This is a genomic window from Pantoea sp. X-Soil-YNGN-844, assembly GCF_059730595.1.
This window is the reverse complement of record NZ_AP036007.1, coordinates 583,736-598,398: the sequence shown is the minus strand read 5'-3', so window position 1 is coordinate 598,398 and position 14,663 is coordinate 583,736. Positions and strand designations below refer to the sequence as shown.

4 protein-coding genes are annotated in these 14,663 nt (G+C 56.9%); 2 read left to right on the top strand and 2 right to left on the bottom strand.

The window, feature by feature from the left end; translation table 11 throughout:
* Positions 1-21: 21 nt before the first annotated feature.
* A complete protein-coding gene (locus AC6I8C_RS02590) occupies positions 22-537 on the bottom strand; it encodes an RcnB family protein (RefSeq protein ID WP_497821530.1) in 516 nt (171 codons plus the stop codon).
* A gap of 125 nt (positions 538-662) precedes the next feature.
* Positions 663-869: a hypothetical protein gene (locus tag AC6I8C_RS02585; protein WP_497821529.1), complete on the bottom strand. Its 207-nt coding sequence runs from the start codon at positions 867-869 to the stop codon at positions 663-665.
* A gap of 314 nt (positions 870-1,183) precedes the next feature.
* Here AC6I8C_RS02585 and AC6I8C_RS02580 point away from each other — a divergent pair, with 314 nt between their 5' ends.
* Positions 1,184-1,852, top strand: a complete 669-nt coding sequence (locus AC6I8C_RS02580) for a YecA/YgfB family protein (protein ID WP_033781757.1) — start codon at positions 1,184-1,186, stop codon at positions 1,850-1,852.
* A 1,257-nt stretch (positions 1,853-3,109) separates the two neighbouring features.
* Complete coding sequence (locus AC6I8C_RS02575) at positions 3,110-14,380, top strand: beta strand repeat-containing protein (RefSeq protein WP_497821528.1); 11,271 nt, start codon at positions 3,110-3,112, stop codon at positions 14,378-14,380.
* Positions 14,381-14,663 lie beyond the last annotated feature (283 nt).

The window sequence follows — 14,663 nt, the reverse complement described above, 5'->3', positions numbered from 1 at the left end:
GATTTTTATTTATCTACGGAATCAGCCACGGAAGAAGATATCGCCCGATTTACCCATGACGATTTTGCCGGTGTCATTGGTAATAAGAATGTAGTTGGCGTTGATATACGCCCAGTGGGTATTTTCCTGCGGTGCAGGCAGATTACGCTTTTGCCACTCGGTGATGGTGAAAGTTTTATCGGTGTACTTCTCTGGCACGATGTCACCGATGTTGTACTGTTTGTAGTCAATGATAATGGTGCTGAGATCGTAATTAGGGCGCGCACCATTGACCGTTGACGGCGTGTTTGGCGTGGTTGGCGTAATACCATCATTTGACTGTGAGCTGGTCGGTGCCTGGTTTTGCGCCGCACCGGCATCCGGCTGGACGCTGCCGGTATCAGGCGTCGCGGGCTGAGCATCAGGATTAGCGGGCTGGATCTGCGGCGGTGGCGGAACGCTATCCGTTGCTTCGCCAGCAGCCTGTACAGCGGGGATCAGGCTCAGCGAGCCAACCAGTAATCCCATTGATAAAAGTACACGTTGAGTCCTGCGCATAATGATTTCCACGTTGAATTTTGACAGTCAGGCTAAAGTTTATCGCACTTCAGTTCCGTTGTGCTGATGCTATGTGCAGGGAAAACAGCGCGGTTCGCTTTACTGCACACAGGTCAGGTAACGGATCAGACCACTTTATCCTGAGTTGCCCGATCGACCAACAACCCAATGCCTGAATTGTTGCTCCGGTTACAGCCGTTCTGCAGCACCCTAATCGCATTACCGTGATGTTTGTCGTAGCCGATTAAACTGGTATTGCCGCCGATATAGCCCGCCAGCGCGGAGATCGGCGACAGGGTGACCCCCCCGCCAGCAGGCAGATTAAATCGCATTGTTATCTGCTCATCCACTGGCCGATAGCGGCGAGCTGTGTGAAACAGCCAGCCAAAGCCATGCTGCAGGAAAGACTGTTTTTCTTCTGTCAGTCATTTTTTAACGCGCAGCAGAGTGGCGGTAGCGCCAGAACGTACCTCAGATGCGACGAGCCTGCAGTTGCATAAAGGGTGACAGAGAGGCTGAACACGGTTTAGCTGCCAGGGAATGCCCGAACAGGGTTAGCTGTGTTGCAGCTCACAAGGGTGTACACTGCTGCGGTTTTAAGGCTTAACGCCGCGCTGAAATTTTGAAATGCCCGGGAGGCAACCGCATGAAAGAAGGCCCACTGTCCGAAAAAGAGCTGCAATGGCTGGAAGATATGCTGGAAAAATATGGCAGCGAAGCGTCGATTATTGATGTTTCTGAGCTGGATGGCCTGCTGACTGCTGTCCTCTCCGGCCCTGTCACTGTCGAACCCAGCCAGTGGCTGGTAGCTCTATGGGGTGGCGAAAAGCAGATTCCAAAATGGAGCAACGAGCGTGAAATGACGCGCTTTATGTCGCTCTGCTTCCAGCATATGAATGATGTGGCTGATCGCTTATCTGAATTCCCGGAGCAGTTCGAACCGCTGTTTGGCATCCGCGAGATGGAAGGTCTGGAATTTACCGTGGTGGAAGAGTGGTGCTTCGGTTACATGCGCGGTGTCGCGCTGACCGACTGGTCTGCCCTGCCTGCGGATCTGCAGCCTGCGCTGGACGCTATCGCCCTGCACGGTGTGGAAGAGAACCTCGAAAAGATCGACGCCATGACGCCGGACGAGATGGAAGCCAGCATTGAGGCGATTCGCCCTGCTGCACTGGCGCTGCACGATCACTGGATCTCCCAGCCGGAAGCGATCCCCGTGCCACAGAAACCTGTCTCAGCTGAGAAACTGCCTGGTCGTAACGATCCCTGCCCGTGTGGCAGCGGCAAAAAGTATAAGCAGTGCTGTCTGCATTGATTGACTGATTAGCCCCATCACCTGCCGGGTGTTACTACCGCCCGGCAGGTCTCGCCAGATTATCTATCCGTTACCTTCTACGATCAGGCAGTGCATTCCCTGAACAATAATATGCTTATCGCTAAGGTAAGCACGATTTTACCCTCCTGTGATAAGCATCCTTCCCGATTAGGAATAAAACTTAATATTTTTTCACTCTACGTAGTTGGAAAAAATTATGTTTAAAAATTCACCATTAAGTTCACATCAGATATAGCCTGCCCGGGTTTAACACTCCCTATAAATCTTGATAGATATACATCTTTATTTTAACAATAGTTATAAATTTGCAATCTAACGCCATTATCAATTAGCTGATTTTGAAAAGTGCACTTAATGCTAAATATGAAACAATGTTATTTATTGCCATGTGATAACGCACGATTATTTTTTGTTAAAATAACATTGATTCCAATCGTATTTTCTACGCTTAAATTTATAAAAAAATAATCAATCAGACCGCAAAAAAAACATATAACCTACTGATAGCATTGGTAATAAATGAAAACGCAAACAAACGAAAATCATTTCTGTGTTGATAGCAGCTTATTAAATATATTTACACAAGATTGACAAAAAATTCCTGCATGTAATGTCTGATCAGTTGTTTTTCCAGAGTTTAAAATCGCAAAAAGTCCATAAAAAATAATTTTATTCTGTCTGATAGGCTAATTTTAGACTTCTTCTCTACAGCGTGTGGACAAGAGTGTGTAAATTCCCTTTCAGGATTTTATTTGTAAGAATGCAGATTAAAGTTAACCAACTCACTAAATCATCCCTCTCTCTATAAGATAGAAGTGATGAAAGTGATAAACACTTATCTATCCACCCGGACAAGTGTTTAGCCATGAACAGGATAAAACCTTGCCATGGAAATAGATAACCAACCCTATAGCAGAGCTCAGAAAAAACCGGTCAGCATTATTAAATAGAGTGTCAAATCACACTGATTATTAAGCGTTAAGATAAAAATATATTTTACCCATTTTTATCACACCGCGTTATCGGGCCATAACTCACTGCCATCCGGAGGTTAATTCACTATTTTTAAATTTTTTTATCAACATAACAAAACAGCATCTGGCTACATTTTAATCGCCAGGTTCATTTCAACTCTATTGGTGAAAAATGAAAATACAATTAATTATTAAAGACACGCAGGGCAATGTTATTGCTCAACATGCTTTACAACCTGGAAAGTCGCTGGCATTGGAGTCTATGCCACAGACTGCGTCCTATGAAGTTCACAGTGTTGATGGGCAGCCTCCCCAGAAGATCATTGCGTCAAAAGCGAATGGCCAGATGAAATTCAAGCTGGTGGATGATGTCACGGGTGAACAGTATGACATCGTCCTGCAAAACGTCAGTGCAGAAGAAATGCCGGTCATGACAGCCTCTGGTTCGGACGGTGCAATCTACGCTTATGACTATGATGCGGCTAATAGCGTATATGAACTTGTTTCGACCTCGACGGATCCCCTTATCGCGGACAATGTCTATGTAGCGGGAGGTGTTTTAGGTGGTCTCGCTGCATTGATTGGTGTGGCTGCAGCATCAAACTCTGGTGGCAGTGGGGGTTCAAGAAATAACAACTCTGTAGCCGCGAATGAAGACAACTCCGCAGCAACCAGTGAAGACAATAGTGCTACCAGTGTTATTCCTGCCACAACGCCATCTCTCGCCGACGACGCCGGTAACCCGGTCGCCGACGGCAGCAGCACCAGCGACAGCACCCCGACTATCGGCGGCAGCGGCATGCAGCCCGGTTCAACAGTAGTAATTAAAGACGGTGAGAACGTAATCGGCGAAGCAACAGTAGACGCCGACGGTAACTGGACATTTACGCCTGATACTCCGCTGGCCGACGGCGAACACGCACTGGTCGTTGACGGCACCGACGCAAACGGCAACGCGGTCAGCGACACAGTGAACGTGACCGTTGATACCAGCGAAACCGTACCCGGCCTGACCGACGACGCCGGTAACCCGGTCGCTGACGGCAGCAGCACCAGCGACAGTACCCCGACTATCGGCGGCGGCGGCATGCAGCCCGGCTCCACCGTAACCGTCTCTGACGGCGAGACCGACCTCGGCACCGCCACCGTGGACGCAGACGGCAACTGGACCTTCACGCCTGACTCTCCGCTGGCCGACGGCGAGCACGCGCTGGTCGTTGACGGTACCGACGCGAACGGCAACGCCAGCAGCAGCACCGTCGACGTCATCATCGACACCAGCGGAACCGTACCCGGTCTGACCGACGACGCCGGTAACCCGGTGGCGGACGGATCGGCTACCAGCGACAGCACGCCGACCATCGGCGGCGGCGGCATGCAGCCCGGCTCCAGCGTAACCGTCTCTGACGGCGATGCTGAAATCGGCACCGCCACCGTTGACGCAGACGGCAGCTGGACCTTTACGCCTGACACCCCGCTGGACGACGGCGAGCACGCGCTTGTGATCGACGGCACCGACGCGAACGGTAATGCGGTGAACGACACCGTAAACGTCACCGTTGACACCAGCGCCACCGTGCCGGGCCTGACCGACGACGCCGGTAACCCGGTCGCTGACGGCGCAAGCACCAGCGACAGCACCCCGACTATCGGCGGCGGCGGCATGCAGCCCGGCTCCACCGTAACCGTCTCTGACGGCGAGACCGACCTCGGCACCGCCACCGTGGACGCGGACGGCAGCTGGACCTTTACGCCGGACGCCCCGCTGGACGACGGCGGGCACGCGCTCGTGATCGACGGCACCGACGCAAACGGCAACGCGGTGAACGACACCGTGAACGTGACCGTTGATACCAGCGAAACCGTACCCGGCCTGACCGACGACGCCGGTAACCCGGTCGCCGACGGCAGCAGCACCAGTGACAGTACCCCGACTATCGGCGGCGGCGGCATGCAGCCCGGCTCCACCGTGACCGTCTCTGACGGCGAGACCGACCTCGGCACCGCCACCGTGGACGCGGACGGCAACTGGACCTTCACGCCTGACGCCCCGCTGGCCGACGGCGGGCACGCGCTCGTGATCGACGGCACCGACGCGAACGGTAATGCGGTGAACGACACCGTAAACGTCAATATCGACACCAGCGCCACCGTGCCGGGCCTGACCGACGACGCCGGTAACCCGGTCGCTGACGGCGCAACCACCAGCGACAGCACCCCGACGATCGGCGGCGGCGGCATGGAGCCCGGCTCCACCGTGACCGTCTCCGACGGTGACACCGAACTTGGCACCGCCACCGTCGACGCCGACGGCAACTGGACCTTTACGCCTGACACCCCGCTGGACGACGGCGGGCACGCGCTCGTGATCGACGGCACCGACGCAAACGGCAACGCGGTCAGCGACACCGTGAACGTGACCGTTGACACCAGCGCCACCGTGCCGGGCCTGACCGACGACGCCGGTAACCCGGTCGCTGACGGCGCAAGCACCAGCGACAGCACGCCGACTATCGGCGGCGGCGGCATGCAGCCCGGCTCCACCGTAACCGTCTCTGACGGCGAGACCGAAATCGGCACCGCCACCGTCGACGCCGACGGCAACTGGACCTTCACGCCTGACGCCCCGCTGGACGACGGCGGGCACGCGCTCGTGATCGACGGCACCGACGCGAACGGTAATGCGGTGAACGACACCGTAAACGTCACCGTTGACACCAGCGCCACCGCGCCCGGCCTGACCGACGACGCCGGTAATCCGGTCGCCGACGGTGCGACCACCAGCGACAGCACGCCAACGATTGGCGGCGGCGGCATGCAGCCTGGCTCCACCGTGACCGTCTCTGACGGCGATGCTGAAATCGGCACCGCCACCGTGGACGCGGACGGCAGCTGGACCTTCACGCCTGACTCTCCGCTGGCCGACGGCGGGCACGCGCTCGTGATCGACGGCACCGACGCGAACGGCAACGCGGTGAACGACACCGTAAACGTCAATATCGACACCAGCGCCACCGTGCCGGGCCTGACCGACGACGCCGGTAACCCGGTCGCCGACGGCAGCAGCACCAGCGACAGTACCCCGACTATCGGCGGCGGCGGCATGCAGCCCGGCTCCACCGTAACCGTCTCTGACGGCGAGACCGACCTCGGCACCGCCACCGTGGACGCGGACGGCAGCTGGACCTTCACGCCTGACGCCCCGCTGGACGACGGCGGGCACGCGCTCGTGATCGACGGCACCGACGCGAACGGTAATGCGGTGAACGACACCGTAAACGTCACCGTTGACACCAGCGCCACCGCGCCCGGCCTGACCGACGACGCCGGTAATCCGGTCGCCGACGGTGCGACCACCAGCGACAGCACGCCGACGATTGGCGGCGGCGGCATGCAGCCCGGCTCTACCGTGACCGTCTCTGACGGCGATGCTGAAATCGGCACCGCCACCGTGGACGCGGACGGCAACTGGACCTTCACACCGGATAGCGCACTGGCCGACGGCGGGCACGCGCTTGTGATCGACGGCACCGATGCGAACGGTAACGCGGTGAACGACACCGTAAACATCACCGTTGACACCAGCGCCACCGTGCCGGGCCTGACCGACGACGCCGGTAACCCGGTCGCCGACGGTGCGACCACCAGCGACAGCACCCCGACCCTCAGCGGCGGCGGCATGCAGCCTGGCTCCAGCGTAACCGTCTCTGACGGCGAGACCGACCTCGGCACCGCCACCGTGGATGCCGACGGCAACTGGACCTTCACGCCTGACGCCCCGCTGGACGACGGCGGGCACGCGCTCGTGATCGACGGCACCGACGCAAACGGCAATGCGGTGAACGACACCGTAAACGTCAATATCGACACCAGCGCCACCGTGCCGGGCCTGACCGACGACGCCGGTAACCCGGTGGCCGACGGCAGCAGCACCAGCGACAGCACGCCGACCATTGGCGGCGGCGGCATGCAGCCCGGCTCCACCGTGACCGTCTCTGACGGCGATGCTGAAATCGGCACCGCCACCGTGGACGCGGACGGCAACTGGACCTTCACACCGGATAGCGCACTGGCCGACGGCGGGCACGCGCTCGTGATCGACGGCACCGATGCGAACGGTAACGCGGTGAACGACACCGTAAACGTGACCGTTGACACCAGCGCCACCGTGCCGGGCCTGACCGACGACGCCGGTAACCCGGTCGCCGACGGTGCGACCACCAGCGACAGCACCCCGACCCTCAGCGGCGGCGGCATGCAGCCTGGCTCCACCGTGGTCATCACCGACGGCAGCACGCCAATCGGCGAAGCTACCGTGGACGCCGACGGCAACTGGACGTTTACGCCAGATACTGCGCTGGACGATGGCGCACATACGATTATCACTGGTGGTATTGATGCCAGCGGCAACAACGTCAGCAATTCTGTAGATGTCATCATCGATACCAGCGCCACCGTGCCGGGCCTGACCGACGACGCCGGTAACCCCGTCGCCGAAGGCGCAAGCACCAGCGACAGCACCCCGACCCTCAGCGGCGGCGGCATGGAACCGGGTTCTACCGTAACCGTCTCCGACGGCGATGCTGAAATCGGCACCGCCACCGTGGACGCGGACGGCAACTGGACCTTTACGCCGGATGCACCGCTGGCCGACGGCGAGCATGCTCTGGTCATTGACGGTACCAATGCCAGCGGTAACGCGGTCAGCGACACCGTGAACGTTACTGTCGACACCAGCGCCACCGCGCCGGGCCTGACCGACGACGCCGGTAACGCCGTTGCCGACGGCGCAAGCACCAGCGACAGTACCCCGACCCTCAGCGGCGGCGGCATGCAGCCGGGATCCACCGTGACCGTCTCTGACGGCGACACCGACCTCGGCACCGCCACCGTGGATGCCGACGGCAACTGGACCTTCACGCCTGACGCCCCGCTGGCCGACGGCGAACACGCCCTTGTGATCGACGGCACCGACGCGAACGGTAACGCGGTCAGCGACACCGTGAACGTGACCATCGACACCAGTGCCACCGTGCCGGGCCTGACCGACGACGCCGGTAACCCGGTCGCCGGCGGCGCGACCACCAGCGACAGCACCCCGACCCTCAGCGGCGGCGGCATGCAGCCGGGTTCCACCGTAACCGTCTCTGACGGCGACGCCGACCTGGGCACCGCCACCGTCGACGCCGATGGCAACTGGACCTTCACGCCGGATGCAGCACTCGCCGACGGCGATCACGCGCTGGTCGTTGACGGCACCGACGCGAACGGCAACGCGGTGAACGACACCGTGAACGTGACCATCGACACCAGCGCCACCGTACCGGGCCTGACCGACGACGCCGGCAACCCGATCGCCGACGGTGCGACCACCAGTGACAGCACACCGACCCTTAACGGCGGTGGTATGAAGCCCGGTTCCACCGTAACTGTGTCGGATGGCGACACCGAACTCGGCACCGCCACCGTCGACGCCGAAGGCAACTGGGTATTTACACCGGATAGCGCGCTGGCCGACGGCGAGCACGCCCTGGTTGTCGACGGTACAGACGCCAGCGGTAACCATGTCAATGACACCATTAATGTCGTGGTGCAAACCGCGCCGTCGATGGAGATCGTTGATGATAACGGTACCGCTATTCTGGATGGCGACACCATCAGTGACAGTACGCCAACGTTCAACGGTAAAAACTTCGAGCCTGGAGCCACGATTGTCATCGCAGACGGCGATACCACGCTGACTACTGTGACTGTAGGCGCAGATGGCAGCTGGACCTTCACACCGGCCACGGCTTTGACAGACGGCGCTCATGCCATCAACGTTACGGTGACGGATCCACAGGGCGTCAGTGCCAGCGGAGTCGTCAACGTCACTGTCGATACCACACCGCCTGAAGGGGTTGATATCTCTACTGTGACGATGGTCGATAACGACGGTACCACCATCACCGCAGCCGGTATCACAGCAGATAATACGCCAACCTTCAGTGGTACAGCGCTGGAGCCGGGCGCAACCGTGATTATTCGCGATGGTGAAACCGTATTGGGTGAAACCACGGTCAGCGAAGATGGCAGCTGGTCCTTTACGCCTTCAACCTCGCTTGACGATGGTGAACATCAGTTCACATTCGAAGTCACCGATGCAGTCGGTAACAGCAGTGGCGTATCTGAAGCGCTGGACCTGTCAATCTCCGCAACTAAAGGTATCAACACGGGTGTTGTGGTTACCGATGATGCCGGCAATGTGATTGTGAATGGGGAAGCCATTAACGACAGCACACCGACCTTTAGCGGCCAGGATCAGACGCCAGGCGTAACAGTCACCATCGCCGATGGTGAAACTGTGCTGGGCAGTGTCGTGGTTGCTGAGGATGGAAGCTGGAGCTTTACGCCTGATACCGCGCTGGCTGACGGTGACCATGCATTAATCGTGACCGTAACGGATGCGGAAGGAAACACCCGCACCGACACCGTTAACGTCGTGGTCGACACCGTTGCGCCAGAGATCATTGATCTGGCCGCAGTGGTCGTCTCTGATGATGCTGGTAATGCGTTAGCTGCTGGCAGCGCGATCAGTGACACCACGCCGACCTTCAGTGCCTCAGGACTGGAAGCAGGCACCACCGTTATCGTTCGCGATAACGATACGGTATTGGGTGAAGCGCAGGTTGCAGATGACGGCAGCTGGTCATTCACGCCGTCTGAAGCGCTGACTGATGGTGATCACAGCTTTACGTTTGAGGCAGTCGACGCTGCAGGTAACAGCAGCGGTGAATCTGAGGCTGTCAGCTATGTCGTGGACTCTGTTGCACCTGAAGGCGTGGACATTACTACCGTGGTCATCACGGATGAAGTGGGTGCGGCTATCGATACAGCAGAAATCCAGAGCGACAGCAAACTCACCTTCAGCGGCAGCGATCTTGAGCCTGGTACCACTGTCACGATGTACGACAAAGGCCAGGTTGTCGGTGAAACCACCGTCGCCGAAGATGGCAGCTGGACTTTCACCGCCACTGACGGATTGTATGATGGCAGCCATGAAGTGACCTTTACTGTCACAGACGCGGCAGGCAACAGCAGCACGCCATCTGGCACGCTGGATCTGAATGTGCAGGCCATCACGCTGACGGCCTCCGACAATGTCAGCTCAGGTGCCGCGGTAGGCTTTACCTATCCGGTTGATGTCAGTGAGGATCTGGGAACCATCCTGCAGGACGGCGGGTTAATCGCATTCAACAATAAGATCGTCAGTGATCCGATTGTGGTCGCAGACGGCACCATTATCGATCTTGATGTAACCGCGACTTCTTCTGCCTTCGTTAACGTCGCCAGTAACTCGACACTGGTGTTGCAGAAGTATGACTCGTCAACCAGCACCTGGGTCACCGTGTCTGAAGAGAACAGCGGAAACCTGTTTGGCATGTTTGGACTGGGCGCATCGACTTCCACCATCACGCTAACCGGGCTGACTGCCGGCCAGTATCAGCTGGTTTACACCACCAGCGGTATTAACGTCGGCGTAAGCTTTAATCTGGAAGCCTCTAAAACCGTCTATACGCTGGCGGAACAGGGCACACCGACCGACTACACCACCGCAACCGGCAATGTGATAACAGACGTCGACAGCGTTTATGGTGCAGATGGTATTCCGCACAGTGCCTACACCTCTGTGAGCGCGGCGAGCGTGACCAACAGTGATGGCACCGTGACATCTGTCACGCTGGATGCTACCACCAAAACCGCCACGCTGGTCGGTCAGTATGGCACGCTGGTCATCAACGCTGATGGCAGCTATGTCTATACCCCGATCTCATCCATGGACAGCATCGGTAAGGTGGATTCGTTTACCTATACCATTACTGACTCTGCGACGGGACTGAGCTCATCAGCTCAGATTCACGTACAGATTGGTACAACAAACGAAGCGCTGGATCTGAGCTGGGATGCTACCGATCCTTCTGCAACAGCCGTGACGGATATCGCTTCCAGCAACGAGGCGAATGCCAGCGTTACGGTGACTTACGAGTCATCCAGCGCGACGAATACCGACGTTAAGCTGGTCGCAGGCGGGACCGAGAACTACAGTTCGACCTTTACCCTGGCAGGGAATGACGACCTGGTTACCGGTTCGCTGACGCTAACCACCGCATGGGGATTATTTGGCAACAACTTTGACTCACCATTGAACATCACCTATGCCGTGCAAATGCAGAACAGTGATGGCACATGGACCACGGTGAAAACGCAGACTGCCGTCGTGGCAGCCGGACAGCACAATGAAGAAGTTATCCAGAACCTGGAGATGGCGTCGCTGCTGGACGGCCTGGGTGAAGGAACCTATCGCGTGGCGATTTCAACCACGGGTGCAACAAACGAGGTGAAACTGAATATGTCAGTTCAGACAGTCAGCCCCACCGAGTACGTTATCACCGCGAATGAGGTCGCAACCGGCAACGTTCTGACCGACGAAGGCACAGACGGTGCAGTTGATAAACTCAGCTCTATCTATACACGGATGTATGCCAAAGCCGGTGACAGCACCAGCGATGTAACGGTCGATGACAGCTATACCTGGGTCACCGAAAGTGGCGTCTCCATTGCGGGTCAGTATGGCACCCTGGTGATCTATAACAACGGTGCTTATACCTACACGCCTGCCACCACCACATTGCCAGCAGGCTCTGAAGACGTCTTCACCTATGCGCTGAAAGGGGCTAATGGTGAAGTGGTTAATGCCACCGTCACGATCCATCTGGGCGTTGAGGTTGACGGCAGCAACGGCGGTGCGCTGGTGTTCCACGGCACCGAAGTTAACGATGTGTTTGATGTGTATGACACCAGCTTCGCCTCGGTAGATGGCGCGGCTGGCGATGACACGCTGGCATGGCACGGCAATGGCAAGCTGGTCTTGAGCGACGTCGCGGCGAAAGTCAGTAATATCGAATCGATCATGCTGACCTCAACCACCAGCAGTGACAACCTGGTACTGGATGCGCAGAGCGTAGAAGATGTGACCAGCGAAAGTAATGCGCTCTATGTTAAGGGCATCGCTGGCGACAGCGTGACGCTGGAAGGCACCTGGATCAACAGTGGCACGGTGATTGTCGACAGCATCACTTACACGCACTATACCAGCACCACCGCTGCCGGTACTCTGGTCGATATTTACGTGCAGCAGGGGATTAATCTTTCCTCGGTCACCTATACGGATAGCCAGAATGGGACGGAATATACCGTTACCGCTGCGCAGGATGTCACAGGTACGGCGAGCGACGATATCTTCAACGTGAGCGACACCAGCTTTACCCACATTGACGGGGGTGAAGGTCTGGATACGCTGGTGTGGAGCGGTACCGGCACCCTGACGCTCAGCGATCTGCAGTCGAAAATCAGCAACATCGAAGAGATCGAGCTGGTTAATGACAGCGCAGTGAATAATCTGGTGGTCACCGCGCAAAACGTGGCGGATATCACCGATGCTGATAACACGTTGTTTGTTAAGGGTGCTATCACCGACACACTGACACTCTCTGGTAGCTGGACGCTGTCAGGCAGTGAAGTGGTCAACAATGTGGATTACGTTCATTACGTGGGTACCACCGCTGATGGTCAGACAGTAAATCTCTACGTTGATCGCGACATGAAACTGAGCAGCACCGAAACCGCCTCTGAAAACAATGCGGCCGACGTGACCGGCGACGTTGCCCTGCTCAGCGACAGCGTGGCACAGAGCACCACGATGAACACCGCAACCAGCAGCTTTACCAGTGAGAGCTTCACGGTTAACAGCATCAGCGATCTGCAGGAGATTAACGTCAGCGTGACCGGGGCGTCGATCAATGCCAGCAATACTGTTTCGGTGAACTGGTCGTTGCAGGTTTACAACGAGCAGACGCTGCGCTGGGACAACGTGACCACCGGCACACAGGCGATCACCAGCGGTAGTCCGCTGAATGTTTCGCTGGCGGGTCAGAATGCGGGAACTTACCGCATCGTGGTCGACAGCACGCAGTCCGGACATCCTGGCTTCCTGTGGTCTACCAGCTATGACGCGCTCACCGTGAAAGTGGCAGTGAACATCGTCAGCACCACCGACTATAAAGTCAGCACCAGTTCCAGCGTCAATGGTTCGGTCTTTACCAGCGACAGCACCAGTGACAGTTCGCTGGTAGTGACGTCGATAACGGCGGGTATTGTGACCGGTGCCGCAAGCTATACGTTGGTTGCCGCTGCGGGAACCACTATCGCAGGGACTTACGGCACGCTGACGATTAAGAATGATGGCAGCTACAGCTACACACTGAATAGCGACTCGGTGATCAAACTGACCGGCAGTGAAGATTCATTCACCTATGTTCTGGCGGATGGAAGCACCAAAAATCTGGTGATCACGCTGGGTGTCTCCGTGGATGGCTCTGAAGGTGGCGCGCTGATCTTTGCCGGTACCGTTGGCGATGACAGCTTCACCGTTCACGACACCCAGTTCACCTCGGTGGACGGAAAGTCCGGTCAGGATACGCTGGTCTGGAATGGCACAGGCGAGCTGAATGTCAGTGAGATTGCGGACAAAGTGAACAATATCGAAATCATCGATCTGCAGGATAACGCCCAGGCAACGGCGCTGCTGATTGGTGCCGATGATATTGAGAAAATCACGGATGCCAGCAATGTGCTGTATGTCAGGGGTGGCAGCAATGACTCCCTTTCACTGCAGGGCGTGTGGGCTGTTAACGGCGTGGAAACGCTGAATAACATCACCTACACCCTCTACACCAGCACGGCGCTGGATGGCACGGCAATCAAACTCTATGTTCAGCAGGGTCTTCAGTTCAACGAGGTGACAGAGCATCTCGCCGGTTCCATCGAGGATGTCTCCGCCGATCTGACCGTGGTATCGGTGAGCCAGAACGGTGAAACCACCGCGATCACTGACGATGCGGTGAGCGTCAAAGGTGCCTACGGCACGCTGGTTATCGATGAAGCGGGTCACTACAGCTACGTGGTGGATGATGCGTATGCGCACAGCGGAAACACTGACACCTTCACCTATGCCCTGTCAGACGGCAGCAATGCTTCTCTGAGCTTTAACCTGGGCGTTGATGTTGATGGCAGCGAAGGCGGCGCAATTACCTTCACCGGTACCAGCGGTGGAGATGTTTTCGAAGTCTATGACACCGATTTCATCTCTATCAACGGTGCCGATGGTAACGATACGCTGGCTTGGCATGGCACAGGAACGCTGAACCTCAGTGATATCTCCGCCAGGGTTAATAATATCGAAACCATCGACCTGATGACGGATGCCGGAAAAGACAATCTGGTGGTAAGCGCAGAAAGTCTGCTGAAGGTCACTGATAACGATAATACGTTATATGTCAGAGGGGAAAATGGCGACACGGTGACGCTGAATGGTAACTGGGAGCAGGCAGACGGAATAGTGGCAAATGGGGTTAACTATAACCATTACACCAGTTCTGCAGCCGATGGCTCCGTGGTACAGTTATATATTGAAGACGATATCACCATCGGATAATTAATATCCGCATTAAAAGCAGGCTGGGTTATTTATACCAGCCTGCTACTTCCCCGCGCTTTAATCCACCTTTTATGACGGAGATATATTTAATTATCTAAACATCATGAAAAAAATTATTATCATTTTGCACTGCATTCTTATTACCCAATATTCTTTTGCTGCCGATCAAAAAATTTTCTCAGGCAGCGAGCCAGCCATTAATGAAGCTCCGGCAGGTTTCTGGGGCGTATTTTCTAAAACGCCGGATCCCGGAACCTTACCTGCGGGCGGATCGGCGCTG

Bases quoted from the DNA above. Each gene is read 5' to 3' on its own strand.
- AC6I8C_RS02580 (WP_033781757.1), top strand. From the start codon at position 1,184: ATGAAAGAAGGCCCACTGTCCGAAAAAGAGCTGCAATGGCTGGAAGAT.
- AC6I8C_RS02585 (WP_497821529.1), bottom strand. From the start codon at position 869: ATGCGATTTAATCTGCCTGCTGGCGGGGGGGTCACCCTGTCGCCGATC.
- AC6I8C_RS02590 (WP_497821530.1), bottom strand. From the start codon at position 537: ATGCGCAGGACTCAACGTGTACTTTTATCAATGGGATTACTGGTTGGC.
- AC6I8C_RS02575 (WP_497821528.1), top strand. From the start codon at position 3,110: ATGCCACAGACTGCGTCCTATGAAGTTCACAGTGTTGATGGGCAGCCT.